We start from the raw sequence: 26,631 nt of genomic DNA on the forward strand, positions 1-26,631 counted from the left end.
ACGGGGCAGCAGTATGCACGAAGCCCCCGGCCGCGCGTGCGGTTCCGGGGGCTTCGTCACCGAAGAGCCGCTCGCGTCAGCAGCCCAGCAGACGGGAGCCGAGGTAGGCCTGGATCTGGTCCAGGGAGACCCGCTCCTGCTTCATGGTGTCGCGCTCGCGCACGGTCACCGCGTTGTCGTCCAGGGTGTCGAAGTCGACGGTGACGCAGAACGGCGTGCCGATCTCGTCCTGGCGACGGTAGCGGCGGCCGATGGCGCCCGCGTCGTCGAACTCGATGTTCCAGTTCTGCCGCAGGTCGGCGGCGAGGCCCTTGGCCTTCGGGGAGAGCTGCGGGTTGCGGGACAGCGGCAGGACCGCGACCTTGACCGGCGCCAGGCGCGGGTCGAGGCGCATCACGGCGCGCTTCTCCATGACGCCCTTGGCGTTGGGGGCCTCGTCCTCGCTGTAGGCGTCCAGGAGGAACGCCAGCATCGCGCGGCCGACACCGGCCGCGGGCTCGATGACGTACGGCGTGTAGCGCTCGCTCTTCTCCTGGTCGAAGTAGGAGAGGTCCGTGCCGGAGGCCTTGGAGTGCGCCGTGAGGTCGTAGTCGGTGCGGTTGGCGACACCCTCCAGCTCGCCCCACTCGCTGCCGCCGAAGCGGAAGCGGTACTCGATGTCGGCGGTGCGCTTGGAGTAGTGGGAGAGCTTCTCCTGCGGGTGCTCGAACCAGCGCATGTTCTCCTCGCGCATGCCGAGGCCGGTGTACCAGTTCCAGCGCTGCTGCATCCAGTACTCCTGCCACTCCTCGTCCTCACCCGGCTTGACGAAGAACTCCATCTCCATCTGCTCGAACTCGCGGGTGCGGAAGATGAAGTTGCCCGGAGTGATCTCGTTCCGGAAGGACTTGCCCATCTGCGCGATGCCGAACGGCGGCTTCTTGCGCGAGGTCTGCTGCACCTGGCCGAAGTTGGTGAAGATGCCCTGGGCCGTCTCCGGGCGCAGGTAGGCGACGGAGCCGGAGTCCTGGGTCGGGCCGAGGTGGGTCGAGAGCAGGCCGGAGAACTGCTTGGGCTCGGTGAACGTGCCCTTGTTGCCGCAGTTCGGGCAGTTGAGGTCGGCGAGGCCGTTGAGGGGGGCCTTGCCGTGCTTCTCCTCGTACGCCTCCTCCAGGTGGTCGGCGCGGTAGCGCTTGTGGCAGGAGGTGCACTCGGTGAGCGGGTCGGAGAACGTGGCGACGTGGCCGGAGGCGACCCAGACCTCGGGGGCCAGGATGACCGACGAGTCGAGACCGACCACGTCCTCGCGGGAGGTGACCATGTAGCGCCACCACTGGCGCTTGAGGTTCTCCTTCAGCTCAACACCCAGCGGTCCGTAGTCCCAGGCGGCCTTCTGGCCCCCGTAGATCTCACTGCAGGGGTAGACGAAGCCACGGCGCTTGCTCAGGCTGACGATGGTGTCGATCTTGTCGGCGGCCACGGTGCTCTCTTCATTACGACGGCGAAACTGGACAGGAACGGCGCGATCCGCCTCTGTGGGGGTGCTGCTCGGGAGACGGGCGGGCGAATGACTCAGATTAGCGGCGCGCGCACCCCTTGGATCAAATCGGTGGGGGGTCCGACGGCCCAGGAACCGTGTTCCAGTCATTTCATCAGCCTTGTTGACAATCGTTTCCACTTTTGTTGAAAATGGATGTCATGAACGTACGTCGCCTCATACCCGCAACCGCCGTCGCCGGAGCAGCCGTCCTCGGCCTCACGACGCTCTCCGCCTGTTCCTCCTCCGACGCGGCCGGCGGGGGGAGCGACGGCAAGCTGGACGTCGTGGCGTCCTTCTACCCGATGCAGTACCTCGCCGAGGAGATAGGCGGATCGCACGTATCCGTCACCACGCTGACGAAGCCGGGCGCCGAGCCGCACGACCTGGAGCTCTCCCCCAAGCAGATCGGCTCCCTGAGCGACGCCGACTACATCCTGTACCTGAAGGGCATCCAGCCCGCCGTGGACGACGCGGTGGGCCAGGCCGGGGTGAAGAACACCGTGGACGCGGCCTCCCTCACCACGCTGGAGGACCACGGCACCGAGGTCGACGGCCACGACCACGGGCACGACGAGGGCGACGACCACGAGGGCGAGGACCACGACCACGAGGGCGAAGAGGCGGGCGCCGACCCGCACATCTGGCTGGACCCGGTGAAGTACGCCGAGGTCGCGAAGGGCGTCGGGAAGTCCCTGGAGAAGGCCGACCCCGACCACGCCTCCGACTACCGCGAGAACACCGCGAAGCTGGTCGGCGAACTGGACTCGCTGGACAAGGCGTACGCGAGCGGGCTGAAGGACACCGCGACGAAGACCTTCATCACCACGCACTCCGCCTTCGGCTACCTCGCCGAGCGCTACGGCCTCACCCAGGAGGGCGTCGCCGGCATCGACCCCGAGGCCGAGCCCAGCCCCGCCCGGATCAACGAGATCCACGCGGTCGCGGAGAAGAACAAGGCCACCACCGTCTTCTTCGAGACGCTCGCCAGCGACAAGACCGCCGCCACCCTGGCCAAGGACCTCGGCCTCGAGACGGACGTCCTGGACCCGCTGGAGGGAATTACCGGCAAGTCCAAGGGCGCTGACTACCTCGAGGTCATGAAGTCCAACCTGACCGCGCTGCAGAAGGCACTCGGCGCGAAGTGACCCCGCTCCCCCCTGTCCCGCCAGCAGCATCGGAGGCGCTCATGCCCGAGCCCGCTACGCCCGAACCCGTGATCAGCATGCGCGCAGGGACGGCGACGCTCGGTGCGCGCCCCGTGCTGCGCGGCGTCGACCTCACCGTCCACCGCGGCGAGGTCGTGGCCCTGCTCGGCGCCAACGGCTCGGGCAAGTCCACCGCCGTGCGCTCGGTCATCGGCCAGGTGCCGCTGACCGGCGGCACCGTGGAGCTGTTCGGCACCCCGCTGCGCCGCTTCCGCCGGTGGGCGCGCGTCGGTTACGTGCCGCAGCGCACCACCGCCGCCGGCGGGGTCCCGGCCACCATCCGGGAGGTGGTCTCCTCCGGGCGGCTCTCCCGGACGGGGCTGCGGCCTCCGGGCAAGGCGGACCGGGCGGCGGTCGACCGGGCCATCGCGCTCGTCGGCCTCGCCGACCGGGCCGGGGACTCCGTGGACGCCCTCTCCGGCGGCCAGCACCAGCGGGTGCTGATCGCCCGCGCCCTCGCCGCCGAACCCGAGCTGCTGATCATGGACGAGCCGATGGCGGGCGTCGACCTGGCCAGCCAGGAGATCCTCGCCTCGACGCTGCGCGAGCAGGTCGCCGCCGGGACGACGGTCCTCCTCGTCCTGCACGAACTCGGCCCCCTGGAGCCGCTGATCGACCGGGCGGTCGTCCTGCGTGACGGCTGCGTCATGCACGACGGGCCGCCCCCCGAGGCCGTCGGCCAGCACGCGCTACCCGGCCACGACCACGTACACCCCCACGCGGCCATGGAGCCCGTCCGGACGGGACTGCTGACCTGATCATGGAATTCCTCTCACCCCCCTTCATGCAGCGGGCCCTGATCGCGGCCGTGCTGGTCGGGATCACCGCGCCCGCCATCGGCATCTACCTGGTCCAGCGGCGGCAGGCCCTGATGGGCGACGGCATCGGGCACATCGCCATGACCGGTGTCGGCCTCGGCTTCCTGATGTCCGCCAACCCCGTCTGGATGGCCACCCTGGTGGCCGTGGCGGGCTCGGTCGTCATGGAGCTGATCCGCTGGTACGGACGCACCCGCGGCGACATCGCCCTCGCCATGCTCTTCTACGGCGGCATGGCGGGCGGGGTGATGCTGATCAACCTCTCCGACACGGGCTCCAACGCCAACCTCACCTCGTACCTCTTCGGCTCGCTGTCGACGGTCTCCGAGGAGGACGTCACCACGATCGTCGTGCTGGCCGCCCTCGTGATCCTCGTCACGGTGGGGCTGCGGCGGCAGCTGTTCGCGGTCAGCCAGGACGAGGAGTTCGCCCGGGTCACCGGGCTGCCGGTGCGGGTGCTCAATCTGCTGGTCGCCGTGACCGCGGCTGTCACGGTCACCGTGGCGATGCGTGTCGTCGGCCTGCTGCTGGTCAGCGCGCTGATGGTGGTCCCGGTCGCGGCCGCCCAGCAGATCGCGAAGTCCTTCAAGGTGACGTTCGTGCTGTCCGTCGTCATCGGTACGGCCGTGACCCTGGCCGGCACCGTGACCTCGTACTACCAGGACGTTCCGCCCGGCGCGACGATCGTGCTGCTGGCCATCGCGGCCTTCGTCGCCCTGACCGCGCTCGCCGCGCCGCTGGCCCGCAGGAGGGCCCGCGTCCAGCAGCCGGACCCGGCGGAGTGCACCCTGGAGGTACCGGGCGCACGCCCCGGCGCGGACGACGTGCGTGTATGACCGTGCGACGGGGCCGGGCTGGCACAATGGCCCGACATACGTACGGGCGACATGAGGAGGCAGCTGTGGCGACGGCGCCGATCAGTGGCACGAACGCGGCTCCGGTACGCGGCCGCTCGACCCGGCAGCGGGCGGCGGTCGCGGCGGCACTCGACGAGGTGGACGAGTTCCGCAGCGCCCAGGATCTCCATGACGTGCTCAAGCACCGCGGGGACTCCGTCGGCCTGACCACGGTCTACCGCACCCTTCAGTCCCTCGCCGACGCGGGCGAGGTCGACGTGCTGCGCACCACGGACGGCGAGGCGGTCTACCGCCGCTGTTCCACCGGCGACCACCACCACCACCTGGTGTGCCGGGTCTGCGGCAAGGCGGTCGAGGTCGAGGGACCCGCGGTGGAGCAGTGGGCCGAGACCATCGCCTCGCAGCACGGCTACGTCAACGTGGCCCACACCGTGGAGATCTTCGGCACCTGCGCCCAGTGCGCGGCCCCCAGGGACTGACCCCGACGCACGTGGAAGCCTCCGGGGGACGCCCCCGGAGGCTTTTCCGCGTCAGACCTGGGCGACCTCTTCCGCGCCGCCGAAACGCCGGTCCCGCTGGGCGAACTCCAGGCAGGCGCGCCACAGGTCGCGGCGGTCGAAGTCCGGCCACAGGACGTCCTGGAAGACCATCTCGGCGTACGCGCTCTGCCAGATCAGGTAGTTGGACGTGCGCTGCTCACCGCTCGGGCGCACGAAGAGGTCCACGTCCGGCATGTCCGGGTAGTAGATGTACTTCGCGAACGTCTTCTCGTTGACCTTGGACGGGTCGAGCCGCCCGGCCGCGACGTCCTCGGCGATGCGCTGGGCGGCGTCGGCGATCTCGGCCCGGCCGCCGTAGTTGACGCAGAAGTACAGCGTCATCCTGTCGTTGTCCTTGGTCTGCTCCTGGGCGACCTGGAGCTCCTGGACGACGGACTTCCACAGCTTGGGCATGCGGCCGACCCAGCGGATGCGGATGCCGAGCTCGTCCATCTCGTCACGCCGGCGCCGGATGACGTCCCGGTTGAAGTTCATCAGGAACTTCACCTCGTCCGGCGAGCGCTTCCAGTTCTCGGTGGAGAAGGCGTACAGCGAGAGGTTCTTGACGCCCATCTCGATGCAGCCCTTGAGGACGTCCATGACGACGCCCTCGCCGACCTTGTGGCCCTCGGTGCGAGGCAGGCCCCGCTCCTTGGCCCAGCGGCCGTTGCCGTCCATCACGACGGCGACGTGCTTGGGCACCAGCTCGCCGGGGATCTTCGGCGGGACGGCGCCGGAGGGGTGCGGCTCGGGGGTCTTGTACTCACGCTTGTTACGGCCGCCGAGGATTCCGCGTACTGCCATGGGCTTCTTCGTCTCCCTGTGTCACTTCTCTACGTACCGCAACGAGCGCAGGCCGCGCTCCAGATGCCAGTGCAGATAGGCGGACACCAGCCCGCTCCCCTCCCTGACATGACGCGCCTGGGACGCGTCCGCCGTCTCCCAGTCACCGGTGAGCAGTGCGCTCAGCAGTTCGACGGCCTCCGCCGAGGGTACGACGCTGCCGGGCACCCGGCAGTCACCGCACACCACACCGCCCGAGGCGACGGAGAAGAACCGGTTCGGTCCGGGCATTCCGCACCGGGCGCAGTCGTCGAAGCTGGGCGCGTAGCCGTTGACGGCGAGGGAGCGCAGCAGGAACGCGTCGAGGATGAGGTTCGGCGCGTGCTCGGCGCGGGCCAGGGTGCGCAGCCCGCCGACGAGCAGCAGGTACTGCTGGACCGCGGGCTCGCCCTCGTGGTCGGTGAAGCGCTCGGCGGTCTCCAGCATCGCGGTGCCCGCCGTGTAGCGGCCGTAGTCGGCGACGATGCCGCCGCCGTACGGGGCGATGGTCTCGCTCTGGGTGCACAGCGGCAGACCGCGGCCGATCAGCTCGCTGCCGCGCGCGAAGAACTGCACGTCCACGTGGGAGAAGGGTTCGAGCCGCGCCCCGAACTTGGACTTGGTGCGGCGCACCCCGCGCGCGACGGCGCGCACCCGGCCGTGGCCGCGGGTCAGGATCGTGATGATCCGGTCGGCCTCGCCCAGCTTCTGCGTACGCAGCACGACGCCGTCGTCCCGGAACAAGCTCATGGGTCCATTGTCGCGTACCGGGGCGGTGGTCCGTGCCGGGTCCCGGCCCGGGACGGCCGCGCGCACGGCCGCGTGACGGCCCGCGGGGCCGGTGGCGGGGCCGACGGACCGAGGAGCCGTCTCGCGGGGCTACGAGGGCGTACGCGCCGCCTCCAGGAGCTTCGCGGTGTCCGCCGGGCAGAGCTGGAGCGCGCTGCCCACCGTGGTCAGCACCTCGCGCTCGGCCTGGCTGTACGGGCCGTCGGCGAGGGCGATCCGGGCGCCCTGGAGCAGGACCGTCTCCCGGCCGGGCACGGCCAGATGCGGGGCGAGGGGCTTGAGGACCTCGTGCAGTTCGATGGCGAGGGCCGCGCCGCAGGCCTCGGCGGCGGGGTCCGTGCCGCCCTGACCGGCCTCGGCGGCGAGCACCTCGACGATGGTGAAGAGCTGCTCCTGGGTGCAGTCGTCGAGCCCGGCGTCCCGGACGGTGGCCGCGGCGGCCTCCAGGACCGTACGGGAGGTGGTGCCGCCGGCCGCGAGCACCGCGAGGGTGACGGTGTGCACGGCCTCGCGCAGCATGGCGGAGAAGCGGGTCGTGGTGGGGTGGTCGAGGGTGTCGGTCGGGAAGTGCCCGCGGCAGGCGGCGCACTCGACCACGGGGCCCGCGCTGCCGCGCGGGAACAGGGGCAGGCCGAGCACGGTGAAGCGGTGGCGGCCGGTGAGGTGCCGGTAGTTGCGGTCGCCTCCGCAGCCCGGGCAGAAGAACTCTCCGTCACCGACGGTGTCCCAGACGGTGCGGATGCCGTACATGCGCAGTCTTATGGCGCGTTGTCCTTTGGCTGGCCGCACGTCGCACACCTCCGTAACTCCCCCGCAACCCTGCGGGCACGGGAGGTACTCCCGCGGCAACGTTGCCGCGTTGGACGTGATGTTAGCCACACACATGAGGTGGCGTCAGTAGTCCGGAGGCCACAAAGGCCCGGAGATGGCCGAACCCCGCCCACCCTTGGCGGGTGAACGGGGTTCCGGTGCGGGTCGCTCCGGACGCCTGTCGGGCCGTCCGTCCCCTGCGTCCGGGGGTGGCCTCAGCGGGTCGCGCGGTTGACCGCGGAGACGACCGCCTTGAGCGAGGCCCGGGTGGTGTTGGCGTCGATACCGATGCCCCACAGCACCTTGCCGTCGATGACGCACTCGATGTAGGAGGCGGCCTGGGCGCTCGCCCCCTCGCTCATCGTGTGCTCGGTGTAGTCCAGCAGCCGTACGTCGATGCCGATGGCCTGCAGCGCTCCGAAGAAGGCGGAGATCGGACCGTTGCCGGTGCCGGTCAGCACGGTGTCCGTACCGTCGACGGTGGCCTCGACGGTGATCGTGTCCTGGCCGTCTGACCCGGTCGTCGTCTGGCCGGAGCGGATCTGCACGCGCCCCCAGGCGTTCTCCGGGTTGGGCAGGTACTCGTCCTCGAAGACCGACCAGATCTGGGTCGGGGTGACCTCGCCGCCCTCGGCGTCGGTCTTGGCCTGAATGATTTTGGAGAACTCGATCTGCATCCGGCGGGGCAGGTCCAGCTTGTGGTCGTTCTTCAGGACGTAGGCGATCCCGCCCTTGCCGGACTGCGAGTTGACGCGGATGACGGCCTCGTAGGACCGGCCGACGTCCTTCGGGTCGATCGGCAGGTAGGGCACCGCCCACTCGATCTCGTCGACGCCCACGCCCTGGGCGGCCGCGTCGGCCTCCATGGCGTCGAAGCCCTTCTTGATGGCGTCCTGGTGGGAGCCGGAGAAGGCCGTGTAGACCAGGTCGCCCGCGTAGGGGTGGCGCGGGTGGACCTCCATCTGGTTGCAGTACTCGCTGGTGCGGCGGATCTCGTCGATCTGCGAGAAGTCGATCTGCGGGTCGACGCCCTGCGAGAAGAGGTTCATGCCCAGGGTGACCAGGTCCACGTTGCCGGTGCGCTCGCCCTGGCCGAACAGGCAGCCCTCGATGCGGTCGGCGCCGGCCATGACGGCCAGCTCGGCGGCGGCGACGGCGGTGCCGCGGTCGTTGTGCGGGTGGACCGACAGGCAGACGTGGGCGCGTCGGGTCAGGTTGCGGGACATCCACTCGAACCGGTCCGCGTGCGTGGACGGCGTCGAACGCTCCACGGTGGCGGGCAGGTTGAGGATGATCTCGCGGCCCTCCTCGGGCTGCCAGACGTCGCAGACCGCCTCGCAGACCTCCAGGGCGAAGTCCAGCTCGGTGTCGGTGAAGATCTCGGGGCTGTACTGGTAGCCGAAGATCGTCTCGTCGCCGAGGATCTTGTCGGCGTACTCCATGACCAGCCGCGTGCCGTCGACGGCGATCTGCTTGACCTCCTCCTTCGAGCCGCGGAAGACCACGCGGCGGAAGGTGGGGGCGGTGGCGTTGTACAGGTGGACGGTGGCCCGGTGGGCGCCGACCAGCGATTCGACGGTGCGCTCGATCAGTTCCTCGCGGGCCTGCGTCAGGACGGAGATGGTCACGTCCTCGGGGATCGCGCCCTCTTCGATGATGGAGCGCACGAACGCGAAGTCGGTCTCGCCGGAGGACGGGAAGCCGACCTCGATCTCCTTGTAGCCCATGCGGACCAGCAGGTCGAACATCTCGCGCTTGCGGGCGGGGGACATCGGGTCGATCAGCGCCTGGTTGCCGTCGCGCAGGTCGGTGGAGAGCCAGCGGGGCGCCTTGGTGATGCGGTTGTCCGGCCAGGTGCGGTCGGGGATGTCCACGCTCTCGTACCCGCGGTACTTGTGGACCGGCATCCCGGAGGGCTTCTGCAGGCGCGTGGCGTTGGTGACCGGGGTGGGCCCGCCCACGGGGGCGACGGCGCTCTCGGTGGAATTCACGGCAGTCATGGCGTAGGGCTCCTTGGAGGTCCAGCAGAGGTGGCCGGCTGTGTCGCCGCAACAGCGAACTCCGCGGGGAGGGAGCCGGCCTACGACTACAGGCCCTCGCCGCGGCAGCTAAGGAGAAGCAGCCCGAAACGCATGATGCGGCCACAGTAACCGAGAGGCTCAGGACGCGTCGGCCCGTATCAGTATGCGGGATCGCGCCTCCGTGGGGGCAAAACGGTGACTCATCACTCTATTTCGTCAATCACGATCGCAACCAGTGACACTGCGGTGACGGAGTGCCACAGTCATTTGCATGCAGCCTCGACCGAATCACGGGTTCCAGCCCGTCTTCTGCACCATCGTCCCGCCCCACCTCCTCGACAAGCTGTCCCAGGCCGACGACCCCGTCCTGGCCGCCCCGGCCCGCCGCACCCTGGAGGCCGACGGGGCCCGCCGCCACCACCGGCAGCTGACCGCGCTGGCCTTCGCGCCCCACCCGCCCCGCACCGCGGACCCGGTCCCGTCCAAGCCGCACCGCACCCTGTACGACTGCCGCCACGGCACGGACCTGCCGGGCCACAAGGTCCGTGACGAAGGCGACGAGCCCACCCAGGACGCCAGCGTGAACCGGGCGTACGCCGGCCTCGGCGCCACCTTCGAACTGCTGCTCGCGGAGTACGGCCGCAGTTCGATCGACGGCAAGGGCCTGCCGCTGATCGGCTCGGTGCACTACGACGAGAAGTACAACAACGCGTTCTTCGACGGCGAGCAGATGGTCTTCGGGGACGGCGACGGCGAGGTCTTCCTGGACTTCACCCTCGCCATCGACGTGATCGCCCACGAACTCACCCACGGGCTCACCCAGTACACGGCGAACCTGGCCTACCAGGGCCAGTCGGGCGCGCTCAACGAGTCGGTGTCGGACGTCTTCGGCTCCCTGGTCAAGCAGTACTCGCTCGGCCAGAGCGCCGAACAGGCCGACTGGCTGATCGGGGCCGACATCCTGGCCCCCCGGGTCAGCGGGGACGCCCTGCGCTCGATGAAGGCCCCGGGCACGGCGTACGACGACGACGTGCTCGGCAAGGACCCGCAGCCCGCCTCGATGGACGACTACGTCGAGACCCAGGAGGACAACGGCGGGGTGCACATCAACTCCGGCATCCCCAACCGCGCCTTCCACCTGCTGGCTACCGCCCTCGGCGGCAACGCGTGGGAGCGGGCCGGCCGGATCTGGTTCGACGTGCTGACCGGCGGCGAGCTCGCGCAGAACGCGGACTTCGCGTCCTTCGCCCGGCTGACCGTCGCGGCGGCCCGCAGCCGGTTCGGCGAGGGCGACGAGGCCGAGGCGGTGCTCAAGGCCTGGTCGGAGGTGGGCGTGGCGACGAGATGAGCGGGTAGACAGGTGCCGAGGGCCGTCCGGGCGGGTCAGGCAGGAGCCACGCAATGCGCATTCAGGTGAGCCGGACCGGCGGGTTCGCGGGTATCGCACGTCACGGCGAGATCGACACCTCGGGACGGCCCGACGCCGTGGAGTGGGAGGCCCTGGCCGCGGCGGCGCTCGACGCCGGTGCGGACGGTCCGCCCGCGGGGGTGCCGGACGGCTTCCGGTACCGCATCACGATCGACGGCCGCACCGTCCACTGCGCGGACCCGCGGCTGTCCGACGATCAGCGGGCGCTGATCGCCCGGGTCCTGAAGGAGGGCGCGTGAGCGTCTGACGCGCCCGGCGAACCACCCGCGCCGGAGGCCGGGACCGGCAGCCGCCTGGTCCCGGCCTCCGGCGCGGGTCTCTCAGAAGCCCAGCTTGCGCAGCTGCTTGGGGTCGCGCTGCCAGTCCTTGGCGACCTTGACGTGCAGGTCGAGGAAGACCGGGGTGCCGAGCAGCGCCTCGATGTGCTTGCGCGACTTCGTCCCGACGTCCTTCAGCCGCTTGCCCTTCGGGCCGATGATGATGCCCTTCTGGCTGGGGCGCTCGATGTAGACGTTCGCGTGGATGTCCAGCAGCGGCTTGTCCGCCGGGCGGTCCTCGCGGGGCAGCATCTCCTCGACGACGACCGCGATCGAGTGCGGCAGCTCGTCCCGTACGCCCTCCAGCGCGGCCTCACGGATGAGCTCGGCGACCATGACCAGCTCGGGCTCGTCGGTGAGGTCGCCCTCCGGGTAGAGCGGCGGGCTCTCGGGCAGGAGCGGGGCGATCAGATCGGCCAGCAGGTCGACCTGGCGGTCCTGGACGGCGGAGACCGGGACGATCTGTGCCCACTCGAAGCCGAGCTCCTCGCCCAGCCGTGAGACGGCCAGCAGCTGTTCGGCGAGGGTCTTCGAGTCGACCAGGTCGGTCTTGGTGATGATCGCGATCTTCGGGGTCTTCCTGATCCCCGCGAGCTCCTTGACGATGAACTTGTCACCGGGGCCGAGCTTCTGGTCGGCGGGCAGGCAGAAGCCGATGACGTCGACCTCGGCCCAGGTGGTCCGTACGACGTCGTTCAGCCGCTCCCCGAGCAGGGTGCGCGGCTTGTGGAGACCCGGCGTGTCCACCAGGATCAGCTGGGCGTCGGAGCGGTGCACGATGCCGCGCACCGTGTGCCGGGTGGTCTGGGGGCGGTTCGAGGTGATCGCCACCTTGCTCCCGACCAGAGCGTTCGTGAGGGTGGACTTGCCCGCGTTGGGACGGCCCACGAAGCAGGCGAAGCCGGCCCGGTGGGGGGCCGTGTTCTCCGCCTGCCGCGCAGCGGCTTCAGTGTTCGGTCGAGCGCTCATGGCGCCCATTCTCCCCGATCCCGGCGGCGGTGGTGCACAGCAGGGCACCACCGCCTTGATCATCCGGCGGAGACCGTGGTCCTCAGCGCCCCGTCGGGCCCGGCGAGCAGCACGGGGGTGTCCGGTCCGCCCAGGTCGCGTACGGCGGCCCGGTCCTGGTCGGAGGGGGAATCGGCGTCCGAGACGACCGCGGCGGCCTCCAGCGAGGTGGCGCCGCCGGCGACCGCCATGGCCACGGCGGTCTGCAACGCACTGAGCCGCAGCGACTCCAGGGCCACGGTGCCCGCCGCGTACGTGCGTCCCGTCTCGTCGCGTACGGCGGCACCCTCCGGCACCTGGTTGCGGGCACGGACGCTGCGCGCCAGCGTGACGATCTTGCGGTCCTCGGGGCCGAGGTCGGTGCTCTCTGTCATGTGCTGAGCATACGAAGGCGGCGGGCGGCCGCTCCGCGACGGGGTACGGCCACCGGGATCATCCGGGGACCGGATACAGGGAGCCGCGCCGGCCTTCGGGCGAGTCCAGCCACTGGAGCTTCGCCTCCGTGCCGGTGTCCGGCAACGGGGTGTGCAGCACGATCACCAGGTCGGGACGCGCGGGCACCCGTAGCTGGGTGGACTCCACGGTGAGGGTGCCCACCAGCGGGTGCTGGAGTTCCTTGCGGATCTGGCCGCCCGGGGCGACGTCCCGCCGGCCCCAGAACTCCGCGAACTCGTCGCTGAGCTCCCGCACCTCCTCGACGACGGCCCGGAAGCCCTCGTCGCCGGGGTGCTCCGAGCACGCGGCCCGGAACTGCGCGACGATCTGCGGGGCGATCGTCTCCCAGTGCGGGGACCTGGCCCGGTACACCGGATCGGTGAAGAAGGCGGTCATGCAGTTCTGCACGATGCCCGGACGCATCCCGAACACCGCGGCCGCCGCGTCGTTGTAGAGCACGGTGTTCCAGTACCGGTCCATGATGTGGGCCGGGAAGGGCATCCAGGCGTCGATGAGCCGGCGCAGCCCGTGGCACATGTCGCGGTCGGCCGGGTCGACCTCGGCCGCGGGCGGGTTGAGGCCGGCCAGGGCGTAGAGGTGGCGGCGCTCGGCGCTGCTGAGGCGCAGGACCCGGGCGACCGCGTCCAGCACCTGCGGGGACACCGTGATGTCGCGGCCCTGTTCGAGCCACTGGTACCAGGAGACGCCGACGCCCGCGAGGACGGCGACCTCCTCGCGGCGCAGCCCCGGGGTGCGGCGGCGGGCCCCGCCGTCCGGCAGTCCGGCCTCGGCGGGGGTGACCCGGGCGCGGCGGCTCATCAGGAACTCGCGTAGTTCCGCGAGGCGGTGCGCCTTGTCCCCGGCGGGGCTTCCCACCGCGCTGCCGTTCCGGGCCGGTGAGGCCACGTGCTCCCCCTGGTGTCCGTGCGCGCGTCGCCGTCCGTGCGCCTGACGTGCCGCCCGCTGTCCGGCCCGCGCCTGTCTGGTGGTGCGGCCAACAGGATAAGTCCCCGCTCCCCACGGGTATTCCGCCGGCCGGAGGCTGTCTCGCATGGCGATCGAAAACCTCACCACCCCACCTGCCCGCCCCGTCGGCCCGGCCGCTCCCGCCCGGCTCTCCGGCCGGGCCCGGCTGGTCCTCTTCGTGCTGTGCGCCGCCCAGTTCATGGTGGCGCTCGACTTCTCCGTACTGAACGTGGCGCTGCCCGTCCTCGGGCGGGACCTGGGCCTCGGGCGGTCCGGGCTGCAATGGGCCGTCACCGCGTTCGCGCTGCCGTCCGGCGGATTCCTGCTGCTCTTCGGGCGGATCGCCGATCTCTACGGCAGGCGCAGGCTGTTCCTCGCGGGCCTCGCGGTCTTCGGCGCCTCCTCGGTGCTGGCGACGCTCGCCTGGGACCCCGCGTCGTTCCTGGCGGGGCGGGCGTTGCAGGGGCTCGGGGCGGCCGTGATCGTGCCGACCGGGATGTCCCTGCTGACCACCACCTTCCCCGAGGGGCCGCTGCGGGACCGGGCCCTGGGCATCAGCGGCACCCTGCTGTCGCTGGGCTTCACCGTCGGCATGGTGGCGGGCGGGGTGCTCACCGACACCCTGGGCTGGCGTTCCACGATGGGGCTGCTGGCCGCGGCCTCGGCCCTCGTGCTCGCCCTGGCCCCGAGGGCGCTCGGCGAGTCCCGTACGCCGGACCGGCCGCGGCTGGACGTGCCGGGGGCCCTGACCGTGACGGGCGGTCTGCTCGCGCTGATCTACTCGCTGTCGACGGCGGCCGAGCGTGGTTTCGGCGGCGCGGACGTCCTGGCCACGCTGGTGGCGGGCCTCGTGCTGCTGACCGCCTTCGTCGTCGTCGAGACGCGTTCGGCGGCCCCGCTGGTCTCCCTGCCGATGCTGCGGCGACGCACGGTGGCGTTCGGCAACCTCGGGGGGCTGGCCACCGTCTCGATGATGACCACGACCGTCTTCGTGCTCACCCTGTACCTCCAGGAGGTGCTGGGGCTGTCCCCGCTCGGCACCGGGCTGGTCTTCGGGGCGCAGGGCGTGGTCTCCGCGGCGGCCGGTGTGTACGTGTCGCGGGTCATCGGCCGGATCGGTGCCCGCCGCACCCTAGGCCTGTCGCTGCTCGGCCAGGGGGTGTTCACCGCCGCGCTCCTCACGCTGGGCGAGGAGTCCGGGGTGTGGCCGGCCACGGTCGCCGTCTCGCTGGCGAGCGTGTTCCATCTGGGCGCGATCGTCTCGTACGGGCTGACGGTGACGTCCGGGGTGCCCGACGAGGAGCAGGGGCTGGCGACGGGTCTGGTCACCACCACCCAGCAGGTCGGGATGACGGTCGGCATCCCGCTGCTGGGGGTGCTGGCGACCACCCAGGGCTCGCTGTACGGCGGGGTGCGGCTGGTGACGGGGGCCGCGGCGCTGGTCCTGGTGGCGGCCGGCGTCGCGGTGGCGGCGGGCCTGCGCCGGCCCGCCGCCTGACCGGAGGCCGACCGGCCGGCCCCGGGCGCGGGGGCTACGGCCGGTCGAGCCTGAGGCGCTGCGCCTTCGGGAGGCCGGCCACCACCAGGTCGTAGCTGTCCTCGACGAGTTCGCGGACCATCGGCGCCGGGAGCTCCGCGACGGTCACGGTGTTCCAGTGCCGCTTGTTCATGTGCCACCCGGGGACGATCGCGGGGTGTTCCTCACGGAGCCGCACCGCGTCGTCCGGGTCGCACTTGAGGTTGACGGTGAGCGGTGTGGCGCCCAGCGTGCTGAGGGCGAACATCTTCCCCAGGACCTTGAAGACGGAGGCCTCGGGCCCGAAGGGGAACTCCTCGGTGCTCGCGTTGAAATTTAGGCAGAAGGCGCGCAGCTCCTGGGGCGTCATCCCGCTTCCTCCGTCCCCTCCGGTTCCACCAGCACCGTGACGATCTTGTTCCGGCGGCCGGCCGGGGACTCCGCGGTCAGCCGGATCCCGCGTCCGTCGGGCAGGGCGACGACGGAGGACGCGCCGGCGATCGGCACCCTGCCGAGCTCCTTGGCGAGCAGTCCGCCGACCGTCTCCACGTCCTCGTCGTCGTACTCGTCGAGGCCGAACAGGTCACCGAGGTCGCCGATGTCCAGGCGCGCGGTGACCCGGTAGCAGCCGTTCTCCAGCTCCTGGACCGGCGGGATCTCGCGGTCGTACTCGTCGGTGATCTCGCCGACGATCTCCTCGAGGATGTCCTCGATGGTGACGACGCCCGCCGTGCCGCCGTACTCGTCGATGACGACGGCGACGTGGCTGCGGTCCTTCTGCATCTCGCGCAGCAGGTCGCCGGCGTTCTTGGTGTCGGGGACGAACGAGGCGGGTCGCATCGCCGTGGAGACCAGGTCGGCCTCCGCGTCCCGGTTGATGTGCGTCTTGCGGACCAGGTCCTTGAGGTAGACGATGCCGACGATGTCGTCCTCGTTCTCCCCGGTGACCGGGATCCGCGAGAACCCGGAGCGCAGGGCGAGGGTCAGCGCCTGACGGACCGTCTTGTACCGCTCGATGCAGACCAGGTCCGTGCGGGGCACCATCACCTCGCGTACGAGGGTGTCGCCGAGCTCGAAGACCGAGTGCACCATGCGGCGTTCCTCGTCCTCGATGAGCGACTCCTGCTCGGCGAGGTCGACCATCGCGCGCAGTTCCGCCTCGCTGGCGAACGGGCCCTTGCGGAAGCCCTTGCCGGGGGTCAGGGCGTTGCCGAGGAGGATCAGCAGCTGCGGGACCGGCCCCATGATCCTGGCCAGCGGCAGCAGGACGTACGCGGACGCGGTCGCCGTGTTGAGCGGGTGCTGGCGGCCGATGGTGCGCGGCGAGACCCCGATGGCCACATAACTGACGAGGACCATCACCCCCATGGCGACGGCCAGCGCCTGCCAGGTCTCCGGGAACTCCTGGAGGCAGACGTAGGTGACGAGCACCCCCGCCGACATCTCGCACGCGACCCGGACGAGCAGGGCCACGTTGAGGTAGCGGGTGGGGTCGGCCGCGATCTGTTCCAGCTTGGCGCTGCCGCGCCGCCCCGCCCGTACGGCCTCGGCGGCCCGGAAGCTCGACGTGCGGGCGATCCCGGCCTCGGCGCAGGCCGCCAGCCAGCCGACGACGACCAGCAGGACGGCGCCGGAGAGAAGACCGACGCTCACGAGACGGTGGGGGCGGGGGACGGACCGGTCAGTCCGCGCTCACCGCGCCAGCCGTCGACGATCGCGGCCTGGAGGCCGAACATCTCGGCCTTCTCGTCCGGCTCCTCGTGGTCGTACCCGAGGAGGTGCAGCACCCCGTGGACGGTGAGCAGTTGCAGCTCCTCGTCCATGGAGTGCCCGGTCGGGGCTTCCTCGCCCTGCCTCTTGGCGACCTCCGGGCACAGGACGATGTCACCGAGGAGCCCCTGCGGGGGCTCCTCGTCGTCCTTGGCCGGCGGACGCAGCTCGTCCATCGGGAAGGACATGACATCCGTCGGACCCGGGAGGTCCATCCACTGGATGTGGAGCTGCTCCATGGCGGCGGCGTCCACCACGATCACCGAGAGCTCGGACAGCGGGTGGATCCGCATCCGGGCGAGGGCGTAGCGGGCGATGTCGAGGACCGCCTGCTCGTCGACCTCGGTTCCGGACTCGTTGTTGACGTCGATCGACATGGTGCGCTGCGACTACTTCCCGTTGCGGCCGGTGGGGCCCTGTGCGTTGTCGTACTTCTCGTACGCGTCGACGATACGGCCGACGAGCTTGTGCCGGACCACATCCTGGGAGGTGAGCCGGGAGAAGTGCACGTCCTCCACGTCTTCGAGGATCTCCTGCACCTGTCGCAGACCGCTCTTGGTGCCGCTCGGCAGGTCGACCTGGGTGACGTCACCGGTGATGACGATCTTCGAGTCGAAGCCGAGGCGGGTCAGGAACATCTTCATCTGTTCGGCGCTGGTGTTCTGCGCCTCGTCCAGGATGATGAAGGCGTCGTTCAGGGTGTTGTGCGTCAGCAGGTAGTCCTGCGTGACGTACAGCGAGTCCTCGGCCGCGACCTGGATGCACACGGTTTCTTCACGGCCGGCAGGTTCGATGCTGTCGATGAAGCGCATCGGGCGGCCGCCGCCCTCGGCCGCGTGGTACTTCTCGGCCTTGCGGGCGAGCCGGAAGGGCTCGATGCCTTCGGGGAGCCGGATGTCGATGACGTGCGTGTCGTATCGGTGCGCGGCGGTCGCCGTACCCTGCTCGCGGCCCTCGGCGCTGCGGCGGCTGGTGTACGCGACGCCACCGAGCGACTGGACGAGCGCGACGACGTCATCGCGCAGGAGGAGGGACGCCGTCGAGTACCGGATCCGGCAGGTACGGTCTTTCCGCGTGACGGGGTCACCGTCGGTGTCGAGCAACCCTTGCAGGACAGCGAGACGGACCTCTGCCGAGTTGTGCAAGTAGTCGTCCGGCACGAACGCGGAGTACGACTTGCTGCCGAGCAGGTCCAAGGTGCGCAGCGCCTGCTTGAGCGGGTGGGTCAGCAGGCCTCCTTCGGCGTCGCCAGGCGTCGGCAACCGGTTGACGAGGTCGTTGTATCCACCACGCGACCGCACCTTGACACCAGGAACCGCCATCTCCAGCGCAGAGACCAATTCCGGGTCCGCCGTGGCGAAGGAAGGCGTACGACGTCCCGAGACACAGCCGTCCCCAAGCATCAGGCCCAGGGCATACGGGTCCAGTGGGACCTCCCGCTCGGGGAAACAGACCGGTGCTGTGAGCATCGGCAACTCGTACCGGCGGGCGTGCGCCGCTCTGAGGTCGCCGATCATCTCCTGGGTCTCCAGGACCCTCCACGGCTTGTCACGTCGCTTGTCTGAAGCGGTCCGAACCGTCCACAGATGCTCACCACAGCAGAGGGTCCATGAGCCGTCCTGGGCGGTGACGCGATAGATGTCCCGCTCGCCCTGCGGGAAAACGCCTAGAACCGGTGTCGGCTCCCCGTTCGAGCCGATCACCAGGTCACCGACTTGAAGGTCGCCGATGGGGCGCCAGCCGTCCGGAGTCAGGACTTTCGTGAACACAGGCTGGCTCCTGCCCCTCATGTACGCCAGCGGCGCCACCTCGATCGTGCCCGCGGCCATCAGCCGGGGGATCGAGTCGGGGTCGAGCATGTCGTGCAGCGCGTCGTAGAGCGGGCGCAGATACGGGTCGATCTTGTCGAAGAGCGTGCCGGGCAGGAAGCCGAGCCGCTCCCCCGCCTCGACGGCGGGCCGGGTCAGGATGATCCGGCTGACCTGCTTGGACTGCAGGGCCTGGACCGCCTTCGCCATGGCCAGATAGGTCTTGCCGGTGCCCGCCGGACCGATGCCGAAGACGATCGTGTGCCGGTCGATCGCGTCGACGTACCGCTTCTGGTTGAGCGTCTTCGGGCGGATCGTGCGGCCGCGGTTGGAGAGGATGTTCTGGGTGAGCACCTCGGCGGGGGTCTCGGCACCGTCGGCGCCGTCGCCGCTCGCCCTGAGCATGGCGATCGAGCGTTCCACAGCATCCTCCGTCATCGGCGCCCCGGTGCGGAGCACCAGCAGCATCTCGTCGAAAAGGCGCTGGACCAGGGCGACGTCCGCCGCGTCTCCGGTCGCGCTTATCTCATTGCCCCGGACATGGATGTCGACGGCCGGGAACGCCGTTTCGATCACGCGCAGGAGCGAGTCCCCTGATCCGAGCAGCATCACCATGGGGTGAGCGGGCGGAACCGTGATGTGGGCACGCGCCTGTGGCTGTGTGGGTGAGTGAGTCATGGGCCGGCCCTCGGGCCTGCGCATACCTCCCGTTGAGGGGCGTCGCCGGTCGACGTCCACCGGACTACCAGCGTACGTCTCCGCGCGGGCGACACCGAGAGGTTTTACCCCGTCGGCGTCCGCCCCTCGCTGCCGAAGCCGATGGTCGGTACGGCCCGGCGCAGCGGCCAGGCCCGGTCGGCGGCGGGCAGCAGATCCTCCAGGAAGGCGTACCGCTCCAGGGCGGCCGGGTCCTGACCGGCGCAGGTGCGTACCCGCTGCCACCAGGCGGCGACCTCCGTCCAGCCGGGCGCGGAGAGCGAGCCGCCGAACTCCTGCACCGAGAGCGCCGCGGTCAGTCCGGCGAAGGCGAGCCGGTCGGCCATCGGCCAGCCGGCCAGGGTCCCGGTGACGAACCCGGCGACGAAGACGTCCCCGGCCCCGGTGGGGTCCAGGGCCTCCACCTCGATGGCGGGGACCTCGGCGGCGGCCCCGGTGGCCCCGTCGACCGCGTACGCGCCCTCGGCGCCCAGCGTGACGACGGCGAGCGGCACCCGTTCGGCCAGGGCGTGGGCGGCGGCGCGCGGGCAGTCGGTACGGGTGTAGCGCATGGCCTCCTCGGCGTTCGGGAGGAAGGCCAGGCAGTGCCCGAGGTCGGGCAGCGCGTCCAGGTCCCAGCGGCCGGTCTCGTCCCAACCGACGTCGGCGAAGATCATGGCGCCCTCGCGGGCCGCGGCGGCCACCCACGGTTCGCTGCGGCCCGGCGTGAGCGAGGCGACGGCGGCGCGGGCCCGCGGCGGGCAGTACGGGAAGGTGCGGCCCGGCAGCGGGGTGGTGGCGGGGGCCGGGGCCTCGTGGCCGTGCGAGACCATCGTGCGCTCGCCCTCGTACGCCATGGAGACGGTGACCGGTGAGTGCCAGCCGGGGACGGTGTGCGACATCGACAGGTCGATGCCCTCGCCCTGTTCGAGGGCGTCCCAGCAGTACTCGCCGTAGTGGTCGTCGCCGAACGCGGCGGCCAGCGAGGTGTGCAGTCCGAGCCGGGCGAGCGCGGTGGCCATGTTGGCGACCCCGCCCGGGCTGGAGCCCATGCCCCGGGCCCAGGACTCCGTGCCGCGCACGGGTGCGCTGTCGAGGCCGGTGAAGACGATGTCCAGGAAGACCGTGCCGGTGAGGAAGACGTCGCAGGCCGGATCCTGCGGGGCGCGCAGCCCGAGCAGCGGGTCGATTCCTGGGTTGTGTGTGCTCACCGTGCGCCTCCCGGCCCCGACGGATCTGGACGTGCGAGTTCCGGCCAGTGTGCCCGACTCGGCTTCCCGTCCGCCGGGCCTCCGCCGTATCGGGCCACACTGTCCCGACCTGCGTAAACATGCGCTGCTACCCGGCGGTGACGCCCCTAAACATATAAGTGGCCCAGATCACAGCGGGTCGCCTTTCCGTCCGCCGCACGCGCTTGATACAAATTGGCCCGCGAGCACCGTTCGGGACAGTTGACGACGAGTGCCGCGTCTCCCGCTTTTTCTGGCTTTCGCCGCTTTCGCGCCACCCTTCGCTCCACCTTCCCCTGCCTTCTTCCTGCCTTCTTCGGCATGTCCTCAGGAACGCCCATGTCCTCGCGCCCGCGCGCCGCGTGGCCCCTGGTCGCCGTGTTCACCGCCGGTTACCTCGCCGCCTATCTGCTCCCCACCATCGTCGGACGCCTCGGCGTCCACCTCGAACTGACCACCGCCCAGGCCGGGATGGTCGGCAGCGCCCTGCTGCTGAGCTCCGCCTCGGCCGGCTTCACGCTGGCGGGACGCGTGGAGCGGTACGGGGCGGGCCGGACGGCACGGACCGGACTGGTGCTGACCGCGCTGGGCTACGGCTGCGCGGCGCTGACCGGTTCGGTGCCGCTGGTCGTCGCCGGTGTGGTGGTCGGCGGGCTCGGCTCCGGTACGGCGACCGCGGTGGCCGTGGCCGGTATCGCCGCGCAGCGCGACCCGCACCGGACCTCGTCCCTGGGGCTGCTGAGCGTCTCGGGGACGGCCGGCGCCCTCTACCTGACGATCCCTCACCTCGGCGGCGGCCACCGGCTGCCGTTCGCGTCCATCGCGCTCGTCGCACTGCTGGTCTGGCCGGCCACCTCACGGCTGGAGGGCGCCGCGGCGGCGGGTACGGCCACGCCGGCACGGGGACGGCTGCCGCACCGGCGGTCGGGCCTGGTGCTGGCGGGCGGCATGCTCGTCTGGTCCATGGCACAGAACGCGCTGTGGGGCGTGAGCAGTCGTATCGGGGCCGAGCAGGTCGGGCTCTCCGAGGTGGCCATCGGCGCGGTGTTCGCCGCCGCGCTCGGGGCCGGGCTCCTGGGCGTCATGGGAGCGGGGGTGCTGGGGGCACGGCTCGGCCGGGCGGTGCCGGTCGGTGTCGGGACGACGATCATCGCCGGGAGCATCGTGCTCAGCTCGTCGGCCGGTGACCTGGGCGCGTTCGCGACCGGCGAGATCGTGTGGAACACCTTCTACCCGGTGGTCCTGTCGTACCTGATCGGGCTGGCCGCCTCACTGGACGTGCGCGGCCGGTGGGCGGTCCTGGCGGGCTCGGCGGCGTCCGTGGGCACGGCCTGCGGCCCGGTGCTGGGCAGTGTGCTCTCCGAGCAGGCGGGCTACACCGTGATGGGGCTGATCCTGGGCTCCGCCACCCTGCTGGTCGCGGCTCCGGTCACCGCGGTCGCACTGCACACCGGGGGCCGGCCGCTGGTGCCGGGTTCGGTACGGCGCCGGGGCGGCGCCCCGGCCGCGCTGCTGGCCGCCACGACCGGCAGCCTGCCCGGCGCGGTGCCCGAACTGGGCGCGCCGGAACAGGCCGTGGCGGAGATCAGCGTGCCCGCGCTGCGGCGAAGGCGGCCGGTGCGCAGCGCCTTCCGGACCGCCGGCGGGGGCGGTCAGTCGAACACGTAGGCCTCGACCTCGGCGAGGTAGCGCGCCCTGCGCTCCTCGTCGTGGTCGAGGAAGGCCGCCTCGAAGGAGTTGCGGGCCAGGGTGCGCAGCTGCTCGCGGTCCAGGCCGAGCGCCTCGTGGACGGCGTGGAAGGTGTCGCCCACGTATCCGCCGAAGTAGGCGGGGTCGTCGGAGTTGACCGTGCAGAGCAGTCCGGCGTCCATCATGGCCCGCAGCGGGTGCTCCTCCAGGGTCCCGACGGCGCGCAGCCGTACGTTGGACAGCGGGCAGAGCGTCAGCGGCACCCGGTCGGCGACGAGCCGCTCCACCAGCTCCGGGTCCTCCATACAGCGCAGCCCGTGGTCGATGCGCTCGACGCCCAGGACGTCCAGGGCCTCGCGGATGTAGGCGGGCGGGCCCTCCTCGCCGGCGTGGGCGACCTTGCGCAGGCCGAGCGCGCCGGCCGCCTCGTAGACCTCACGGAACTTGACCGGCGGGTGGCCGACCTCGGCCGAGTCGAGGCCGACGGCGCTGATGCGGTGCAGGTACGGCTCGGCCGCCTCCAGGGTCGCGAGCGCCGACTCGGCGGACTCGTCCCGCAGGAAGCACATGATCAGCTGGGTGGAGACGCCGTGCGTCTCCTCGCTGCGCTCCAGCGCCCTGCCCAGTCCTTCGACGACGGTGCCGATCGGCACGCCCCGGGCGGTGTGGGCCTGCGGGTCGAAGAAGATCTCCGCGTGGCGGACGCCCTGGGCGGCGGCTCGGGTGAGGTAGGCGTCGGCCAGCTCGGCGAAGTCGTCCTCGGTGCGCAGCACCGCCATGAGGGCGTAGTAGAGGTCGAGGAAGCTCTGGAGGTCGTCGAAGAGGTACGCGGTGCGCAGCTCCTCGGTGTCCGTGTAGGGCAGGTCGACGCCGTTGCGGGCGGCGAGCGCGAAGGCCAGCTCGGGTTCGAGGGTCCCTTCGATGTGGAGGTGGAGTTCTGCTTTGGGGAGGTGCACGGGGGATCTCGTTACTGGTTACGGGTGGCGGGTGGGTACGGGGACCGTGATCAGGTCCCGGGCGACGGTCAGTTCGCCGTCGAAGCCGGCCGCCCTGGCCTGGTCCTCGAAGGCCTGGGGGTCGGGGTAGCGCTGGGAGAAGTGCGTGAGCACGAGGTGCCGCACGCCCGACTCCCTGGCCACCCGGGCCGCCTGTCCGGCGGTGAGGTGGCCGTGGTCGGCGGCGAGCCGGCCGTCCTCGTCGAGGAACGTCGACTCGATGACCAGCATGTCGCATCCCTCGGCGAGCGCGAAGGCGCCGTCGCAGAGCCGGGTGTCCATGACGAACGCGAACCGCTGGCCGCGGCGGGGTTCGGAGACCGCCTCGACCGGTACGCCGCCGAGGACCCCGTCCCGCTGGAGCCGCCCGACGTCGGGTCCCGCGATGCCGTGTTCGGCGAGCTTCTCGGGGAGCATCCGCCGCCGGTCGGGTTCGGTCAGCCGGTAGCCGTAGGACTCGACGGGGTGCGAGAGCCTGCGGCTGTCCAGGGTGTACGCGCCGGTGGTGGCGAGGACCCCGTCGGCTGCGACCGGGGCCTCGGTCAGCTCGACGGACTCCCGGTAGGCGGTGGAGTAGCGCAGCCGGTCGAAGAAGTGCTGCCCGCTCGCCGGGAAGTGGGCGGTGACGGGATGCGGGACCTGGTCCAGGTTGATCCGCTGGATCACCCCGGCCAGGCCCAGCGAGTGGTCGCCGTGGAAGTGCGTGACGCAGATCCGGTCGATGTCGTGGGCGGCGACGCCCGCCCGCAGCATCTGGCGCTGGGTGCCCTCGCCGGGGTCGAAGAGGATGCCCTCGCCGTCCCAGCGCAGCAGGTAGCCGTTGTGGTTGCGGTGCCGGGTCGGCACCTGGCTGGCGGTGCCGAGGACGACGAGTTCGCGTGCGGACATGGGTGTGCGGGCCGCTCTAGCCGGGGGGCCACGTCATGCCGCGTCCGCCCAGGACGTGCGCGTGCGTGTGGAAGACGGTCTGGCCCGCGCCGGAACCGGTGTTCAGGACGATGCGGTAGCCGCTCTCGTCGATCTTCTCGTCGGCGGCGACGAGTCCGGCCTCGCGCAGCACGTCGGCGGCGATCTGCGGCTCGGCCACGGCGAGCGAGGCGGCGTCCGGGTAGTGCACCTTCGGGATGACCAGGACGTGGGTGGGGGCCTGGGGGTTTATGTCGCGGAAGGCGACGGTCGTCTCGCTCTCGCGGACGATGGTCGCCGGGATGTCGCCCGTGACGATCTTGCAGAACAGGCAGTCGGACTGCGGTTCTCCCGCCATGCCCCGGCCTCCTCGGTCGCGTGGGGTGAGCGTGCCCCGCCTGGGGCGCCGCTCGGTGGACGTGATCGGTACTCCGGCATGCTATCCGGCCCGGTGGACGGCACGGCGGGACCCGGGGTGGCACGCGACGCGGGGCGGGACGTGGGGGCACCGGGCCCGGGGTGGCGTCAGGCCCCCGGGGCGGGCGGGGCCGGAGCACGGGACGACGCGGCACAGGGCCCCGGGGCTCACCAGGCCCGCAGCCGACCGGGGAACGGCCCGCGTGCCGGTGTCAGCCCCAGCGTCCCGTACGTCCCATCAGCAACGCCGCCGCGGCCGTCCCCGCCGTCGAGGTGCGCAGCACGCTCGGGCCGAGCCGGTAGGGCGGGGCCCCGGCCTCGGCGAAGACCGCGAGCTCCTGCGGGGAGACACCGCCCTCCGGACCGACGACCAGCACGATCGAGCCCCGTACCGGGAGTTCGGCGGTGGCCAGCGCGGCGCTGGGCACATCCCGGTCCTCGTGCAGGACACCCGCGAAGTCCGCCCCGGCCAGCAGCGCGGCGACCTGCTTGGTCGTCATCGCCTCGGACACCTCGCAGAAGCGCACCCGACGCGACTGCTTGCCCGCTTCACGGGCGGTGGTGCGCCACTTGGCCAGGGACTTGAGCCCCCGGTCGCCCTTCCACTGCGTGATGCAGCGCGAGGCCTGCCAGGGCACGATCGCGTCCACACCCGTCTCGGTCATCGTCTCCACGGCGACCTCGCCCCGGTCGCCCTTGGGGAGCGCCTGGACGACGGTGATCCGGGGGGCGGGCACGGGCTCCTCCCGCACCGCCGTGAGGCCGACCACGAGCCGGTCCTTGCCCTCGGCCGCGCGGACGACGCCCTCCGCCCAGCGACCGCGTCCGTCGGTGAGGACGACCTCCTCACCGGGGTTCAGCCGCTTCACCGAGACGGCGTGCCTCCCCTCGGGTCCCTCCAGCACGAACTCCGGCCCGTCAGCCAGGTGTTCGACGACGAAGACCGGTGCCGTCACCGGGTGCTCCTCCCACTCACTGCCGCACGCGCGGCATCCGTCTCGGCGGCGAGCAGTTGCACGAGTTCACCGGCGGGCAGCTCGCGTGCCATCCGGTGGCCCTGCCCCGCCCACAGCGCCATGCCCTGGGCGTCCCCGGTCCGGGCTGCGGCCTTGCGCAGTCCGCCGGTCAGCTGGTGCACCTGCGGGTAGGCGGCGGGGGCGTACGGCCCGTGCTCCCGGACGAAGCGGTTGACCAGCCCGCGGGCCGGACGCCCGGAGAAGGCGCGGGTCAGGGCCGTCGTCACGAAGAGCGGGTTGGTCAGGGCCTGTTTGTGCAGCACGTGCGCGCCCGACTCCGGGCAGACCAGGAACGCCGTTCCCAGCTGCGCGGCGTCCGCGCCCGCCGCCAGCACGGCGGCGATCTGGGATCCGCGCATCAGCCCCCCGGCCGCGACGAGGGGCAGCTGGACGCTCTCGCGGACCTCGGCGACGAGGGTGAGGAGTCCGGTGCCGGTGAGTCCGCCCTGCGGGTCGTCGCGGTGCGTGGACTGGTGGCCGCCCGCCTCGACGCCCTGGACGCAGACGGCGTGGGCGCCCGCCCACTGCGCGTTCCGCGCCTCCTGGGCGGAGGTCACCGTCACGACGGTGAACGTACCGGCCGCGGCGAACGCGTCGAGGACCTCGCGGGCGGGGCAGCCGAAGGTGAAGGAGACCACCGGGACGGGGTCCTCCAGCAGGATCGCGACCTTCGCCTCGTAGCCGTCGTCGCCTCCGGGGTCCGGGTCGCCGAGCGGGGTCTCGTACCAGGCTGCCTCACCGGCGAGCTGGTGGCGGTAGACCTCGACGGCGCTGAGGTCGGCGAGCGGGGGCTGCGGCATGAAGAGGTTCACGCCGAACGGCTGGCCGGTCAGCGCGCGCAGCTGCTTGATCTCCTGGTACATGCCGTCCGCCGTCTTGTAGCCGGCGGCGAGGAACCCGAGCCCCCCGGCGTCGGCGACGGCGGCGGCCAGGGGCGGACCGGAGGCTCCGCCGGCCATCGGGGCCTGCACGACGGGATACCGGCTCAGATCGGTCAGCGCCAAGGACATGACCGCATCGTGCCACGTCCCGCACGACGCTCCGAATCAGCAGG

General features: G+C 71.4%; 26 protein-coding genes. 8 read left to right on the forward strand and 18 right to left on the reverse strand.

Features of this window, described 5'->3' with window-relative positions:
• Nucleotides 1-76: 76 nt before the first annotated feature.
• Nucleotides 77-1,459 (reverse strand): glycine--tRNA ligase, encoded by a 1,383-nt coding sequence (locus SACTE_RS09565; RefSeq protein WP_014045831.1) that lies wholly within the window; start codon nucleotides 1,457-1,459, stop codon nucleotides 77-79.
• A gap of 218 nt (nucleotides 1,460-1,677) precedes the next feature.
• Between SACTE_RS09565 and SACTE_RS09570 the strand changes: the two genes are divergently transcribed.
• The 4 genes from SACTE_RS09570 (at nucleotide 1,678) to SACTE_RS09585 (ending at nucleotide 4,878) form a co-directional block, all read left to right on the forward strand.
• Complete coding sequence (locus tag SACTE_RS09570; protein WP_014045832.1) at nucleotides 1,678-2,664, forward strand: metal ABC transporter substrate-binding protein; 987 nt, start codon at nucleotides 1,678-1,680, stop codon at nucleotides 2,662-2,664.
• Between the two features lie 41 nt (nucleotides 2,665-2,705).
• Nucleotides 2,706-3,482 (forward strand): metal ABC transporter ATP-binding protein, encoded by a 777-nt coding sequence (locus SACTE_RS09575; protein ID WP_014045833.1) that lies wholly within the window; start codon nucleotides 2,706-2,708, stop codon nucleotides 3,480-3,482.
• Nucleotides 3,483-3,484: 2 nt separating this feature from the next.
• The gene (locus tag SACTE_RS09580) at nucleotides 3,485-4,378 is read left to right on the forward strand and encodes a metal ABC transporter permease (protein ID WP_014045834.1); all 894 of its coding nucleotides are present in this window, start codon (nucleotides 3,485-3,487) and stop codon (nucleotides 4,376-4,378) included.
• Between the two features lie 65 nt (nucleotides 4,379-4,443).
• Nucleotides 4,444-4,878 (forward strand): transcriptional repressor, encoded by a 435-nt coding sequence (locus SACTE_RS09585; protein WP_014045835.1) that lies wholly within the window; start codon nucleotides 4,444-4,446, stop codon nucleotides 4,876-4,878.
• Between the two features lie 51 nt (nucleotides 4,879-4,929).
• On the opposite strand, the gene SACTE_RS09590 is transcribed toward SACTE_RS09585, so the two are convergent.
• The 4 genes from SACTE_RS09590 to leuA form a co-directional block, all read right to left on the reverse strand.
• On the reverse strand, nucleotides 4,930-5,742 hold the full coding sequence (locus SACTE_RS09590) for an isoprenyl transferase (RefSeq protein WP_014045836.1): 813 nt from the start codon (nucleotides 5,740-5,742) through the stop codon (nucleotides 4,930-4,932).
• A gap of 21 nt (nucleotides 5,743-5,763) precedes the next feature.
• Nucleotides 5,764-6,510 carry a DNA repair protein RecO gene (gene recO / locus SACTE_RS09595; protein WP_014045837.1) on the reverse strand — a complete coding sequence of 249 codons (747 nt, stop codon included), beginning with the start codon at nucleotides 6,508-6,510 and terminating at the stop codon, nucleotides 5,764-5,766.
• A gap of 129 nt (nucleotides 6,511-6,639) precedes the next feature.
• Nucleotides 6,640-7,338, reverse strand: a complete 699-nt coding sequence (locus SACTE_RS09600) for a TerB family tellurite resistance protein (RefSeq protein WP_014045838.1) — start codon at nucleotides 7,336-7,338, stop codon at nucleotides 6,640-6,642.
• A gap of 236 nt (nucleotides 7,339-7,574) precedes the next feature.
• Nucleotides 7,575-9,359, reverse strand: coding sequence for a 2-isopropylmalate synthase (leuA, locus tag SACTE_RS09605; RefSeq protein ID WP_014045839.1), 1,785 nt, complete (start codon nucleotides 9,357-9,359; stop codon nucleotides 7,575-7,577).
• A 292-nt stretch (nucleotides 9,360-9,651) separates the two neighbouring features.
• Here leuA and SACTE_RS09610 point away from each other — a divergent pair, with 292 nt between their 5' ends.
• Together SACTE_RS09610 and SACTE_RS09615 are read left to right on the forward strand one after the other, a co-directional pair.
• Nucleotides 9,652-10,728 (forward strand): M4 family metallopeptidase, encoded by a 1,077-nt coding sequence (locus tag SACTE_RS09610; RefSeq protein ID WP_014045840.1) that lies wholly within the window; start codon nucleotides 9,652-9,654, stop codon nucleotides 10,726-10,728.
• A 53-nt stretch (nucleotides 10,729-10,781) separates the two neighbouring features.
• A complete protein-coding gene (locus tag SACTE_RS09615; protein WP_014045841.1) occupies nucleotides 10,782-11,048 on the forward strand; it encodes a protealysin inhibitor emfourin in 267 nt (88 codons plus the stop codon).
• A gap of 81 nt (nucleotides 11,049-11,129) precedes the next feature.
• On the opposite strand, the gene era is transcribed toward SACTE_RS09615, so the two are convergent.
• Genes era through SACTE_RS09630 form a run of 3 tightly spaced genes read right to left on the reverse strand, consistent with a single transcriptional unit; the run spans nucleotide 11,130 to nucleotide 13,475 of the window.
• Nucleotides 11,130-12,104 (reverse strand): GTPase Era, encoded by a 975-nt coding sequence (gene era, locus SACTE_RS09620; protein ID WP_176724323.1) that lies wholly within the window; start codon nucleotides 12,102-12,104, stop codon nucleotides 11,130-11,132.
• 50 nt (nucleotides 12,105-12,154) lie between these two features.
• On the reverse strand, nucleotides 12,155-12,508 hold the full coding sequence (locus SACTE_RS09625; protein ID WP_014045843.1) for a hypothetical protein: 354 nt from the start codon (nucleotides 12,506-12,508) through the stop codon (nucleotides 12,155-12,157).
• A gap of 58 nt (nucleotides 12,509-12,566) precedes the next feature.
• Nucleotides 12,567-13,475, reverse strand: a complete 909-nt coding sequence (locus tag SACTE_RS09630; protein ID WP_014045844.1) for a helix-turn-helix transcriptional regulator — start codon at nucleotides 13,473-13,475, stop codon at nucleotides 12,567-12,569.
• Between the two features lie 145 nt (nucleotides 13,476-13,620).
• Here SACTE_RS09630 and SACTE_RS09635 point away from each other — a divergent pair, with 145 nt between their 5' ends.
• The gene (locus SACTE_RS09635) at nucleotides 13,621-15,033 is read left to right on the forward strand and encodes an MFS transporter (protein ID WP_014045845.1); all 1,413 of its coding nucleotides are present in this window, start codon (nucleotides 13,621-13,623) and stop codon (nucleotides 15,031-15,033) included.
• A gap of 34 nt (nucleotides 15,034-15,067) precedes the next feature.
• Here SACTE_RS09635 and SACTE_RS09640 read toward each other — a convergent pair whose 3' ends face one another.
• From SACTE_RS09640 to SACTE_RS09660, 5 genes are all read right to left on the reverse strand, one after another.
• Nucleotides 15,068-15,421 (reverse strand): MmcQ/YjbR family DNA-binding protein, encoded by a 354-nt coding sequence (locus tag SACTE_RS09640; RefSeq protein WP_014045846.1) that lies wholly within the window; start codon nucleotides 15,419-15,421, stop codon nucleotides 15,068-15,070.
• Nucleotides 15,418-16,704, reverse strand: coding sequence for a hemolysin family protein (locus tag SACTE_RS09645; protein ID WP_014045847.1), 1,287 nt, complete (start codon nucleotides 16,702-16,704; stop codon nucleotides 15,418-15,420). Before SACTE_RS09645 ends, SACTE_RS09640 begins: the two co-directional genes overlap by 4 nt.
• Entirely contained in the window at nucleotides 16,701-17,198 is a 498-nt protein-coding gene (gene ybeY / locus SACTE_RS09650) for an rRNA maturation RNase YbeY (RefSeq protein ID WP_014045848.1), read from the reverse strand. Before ybeY ends, SACTE_RS09645 begins: the two co-directional genes overlap by 4 nt.
• A gap of 12 nt (nucleotides 17,199-17,210) precedes the next feature.
• Nucleotides 17,211-19,307, reverse strand: a complete 2,097-nt coding sequence (locus SACTE_RS09655) for a PhoH family protein (protein WP_014045849.1) — start codon at nucleotides 19,305-19,307, stop codon at nucleotides 17,211-17,213.
• A 104-nt stretch (nucleotides 19,308-19,411) separates the two neighbouring features.
• A complete protein-coding gene (locus SACTE_RS09660; protein WP_014045850.1) occupies nucleotides 19,412-20,536 on the reverse strand; it encodes a PfkB family carbohydrate kinase in 1,125 nt (374 codons plus the stop codon).
• 357 nt (nucleotides 20,537-20,893) lie between these two features.
• On the opposite strand from SACTE_RS09660, the gene SACTE_RS09665 reads away from it, so the two are divergent.
• On the forward strand, nucleotides 20,894-22,222 hold the full coding sequence (locus tag SACTE_RS09665) for an MFS transporter (RefSeq protein WP_014045851.1): 1,329 nt from the start codon (nucleotides 20,894-20,896) through the stop codon (nucleotides 22,220-22,222).
• On the opposite strand, the gene SACTE_RS09670 is transcribed toward SACTE_RS09665, so the two are convergent.
• The 5 genes from SACTE_RS09670 to SACTE_RS09690 form a co-directional block, all read right to left on the reverse strand.
• Nucleotides 22,207-23,199, reverse strand: coding sequence for an adenosine deaminase (locus SACTE_RS09670; protein ID WP_014045852.1), 993 nt, complete (start codon nucleotides 23,197-23,199; stop codon nucleotides 22,207-22,209). The two genes, SACTE_RS09665 and SACTE_RS09670, sit on opposite strands and share 16 nt — an antisense overlap.
• 18 nt (nucleotides 23,200-23,217) lie before the next feature.
• A complete protein-coding gene (locus tag SACTE_RS09675; RefSeq protein ID WP_014045853.1) occupies nucleotides 23,218-24,126 on the reverse strand; it encodes a ribonuclease Z in 909 nt (302 codons plus the stop codon).
• A gap of 16 nt (nucleotides 24,127-24,142) precedes the next feature.
• On the reverse strand, nucleotides 24,143-24,502 hold the full coding sequence (locus SACTE_RS09680) for a histidine triad nucleotide-binding protein (protein WP_014045854.1): 360 nt from the start codon (nucleotides 24,500-24,502) through the stop codon (nucleotides 24,143-24,145).
• Between the two features lie 271 nt (nucleotides 24,503-24,773).
• On the reverse strand, nucleotides 24,774-25,517 hold the full coding sequence (locus tag SACTE_RS09685; RefSeq protein WP_014045855.1) for a 16S rRNA (uracil(1498)-N(3))-methyltransferase: 744 nt from the start codon (nucleotides 25,515-25,517) through the stop codon (nucleotides 24,774-24,776).
• Entirely contained in the window at nucleotides 25,514-26,587 is a 1,074-nt protein-coding gene (locus SACTE_RS09690) for a nitronate monooxygenase (RefSeq protein WP_014045856.1), read from the reverse strand. Before SACTE_RS09690 ends, SACTE_RS09685 begins: the two co-directional genes overlap by 4 nt.
• Nucleotides 26,588-26,631: the final 44 nt, after the last annotated feature.

The organism is Streptomyces sp. SirexAA-E (genome assembly GCF_000177195.2).
Taxonomy (GTDB): domain Bacteria; phylum Actinomycetota; class Actinomycetes; order Streptomycetales; family Streptomycetaceae; genus Streptomyces; species Streptomyces flavovirens.

What these genes read in the sequence shown, in the direction of transcription:
- SACTE_RS09570 (WP_014045832.1), top strand. Translation starts at nt 1,678, where the DNA reads ATGAACGTACGTCGCCTCATACCCGCAACCGCCGTCGCCGGAGCAGCC.
- era (WP_176724323.1), bottom strand. Translation starts at nt 12,104, where the DNA reads ATGGGCGCCATGAGCGCTCGACCGAACACTGAAGCCGCTGCGCGGCAG.
- SACTE_RS09640 (WP_014045846.1), bottom strand. Translation starts at nt 15,421, where the DNA reads ATGACGCCCCAGGAGCTGCGCGCCTTCTGCCTAAATTTCAACGCGAGC.
- SACTE_RS09575 (WP_014045833.1), top strand. Translation starts at nt 2,706, where the DNA reads ATGCCCGAGCCCGCTACGCCCGAACCCGTGATCAGCATGCGCGCAGGG.
- leuA (WP_014045839.1), bottom strand. Translation starts at nt 9,359, where the DNA reads ATGACTGCCGTGAATTCCACCGAGAGCGCCGTCGCCCCCGTGGGCGGG.
- SACTE_RS09580 (WP_014045834.1), top strand. Translation starts at nt 3,485, where the DNA reads ATGGAATTCCTCTCACCCCCCTTCATGCAGCGGGCCCTGATCGCGGCC.
- SACTE_RS09615 (WP_014045841.1), top strand. Translation starts at nt 10,782, where the DNA reads ATGCGCATTCAGGTGAGCCGGACCGGCGGGTTCGCGGGTATCGCACGT.
- SACTE_RS09610 (WP_014045840.1), top strand. Translation starts at nt 9,652, where the DNA reads ATGCAGCCTCGACCGAATCACGGGTTCCAGCCCGTCTTCTGCACCATC.
- ybeY (WP_014045848.1), bottom strand. Translation starts at nt 17,198, where the DNA reads ATGTCGATCGACGTCAACAACGAGTCCGGAACCGAGGTCGACGAGCAG.
- SACTE_RS09680 (WP_014045854.1), bottom strand. Translation starts at nt 24,502, where the DNA reads ATGGCGGGAGAACCGCAGTCCGACTGCCTGTTCTGCAAGATCGTCACG.
- recO (WP_014045837.1), bottom strand. Translation starts at nt 6,510, where the DNA reads ATGAGCTTGTTCCGGGACGACGGCGTCGTGCTGCGTACGCAGAAGCTG.
- SACTE_RS09635 (WP_014045845.1), top strand. Translation starts at nt 13,621, where the DNA reads ATGGCGATCGAAAACCTCACCACCCCACCTGCCCGCCCCGTCGGCCCG.
- SACTE_RS09655 (WP_014045849.1), bottom strand. Translation starts at nt 19,307, where the DNA reads ATGACTCACTCACCCACACAGCCACAGGCGCGTGCCCACATCACGGTT.
- SACTE_RS09625 (WP_014045843.1), bottom strand. Translation starts at nt 12,508, where the DNA reads ATGACAGAGAGCACCGACCTCGGCCCCGAGGACCGCAAGATCGTCACG.
- SACTE_RS09590 (WP_014045836.1), bottom strand. Translation starts at nt 5,742, where the DNA reads ATGGCAGTACGCGGAATCCTCGGCGGCCGTAACAAGCGTGAGTACAAG.
- SACTE_RS09690 (WP_014045856.1), bottom strand. Translation starts at nt 26,587, where the DNA reads ATGTCCTTGGCGCTGACCGATCTGAGCCGGTATCCCGTCGTGCAGGCC.
- SACTE_RS09665 (WP_014045851.1), top strand. Translation starts at nt 20,894, where the DNA reads ATGTCCTCGCGCCCGCGCGCCGCGTGGCCCCTGGTCGCCGTGTTCACC.
- SACTE_RS09675 (WP_014045853.1), bottom strand. Translation starts at nt 24,126, where the DNA reads ATGTCCGCACGCGAACTCGTCGTCCTCGGCACCGCCAGCCAGGTGCCG.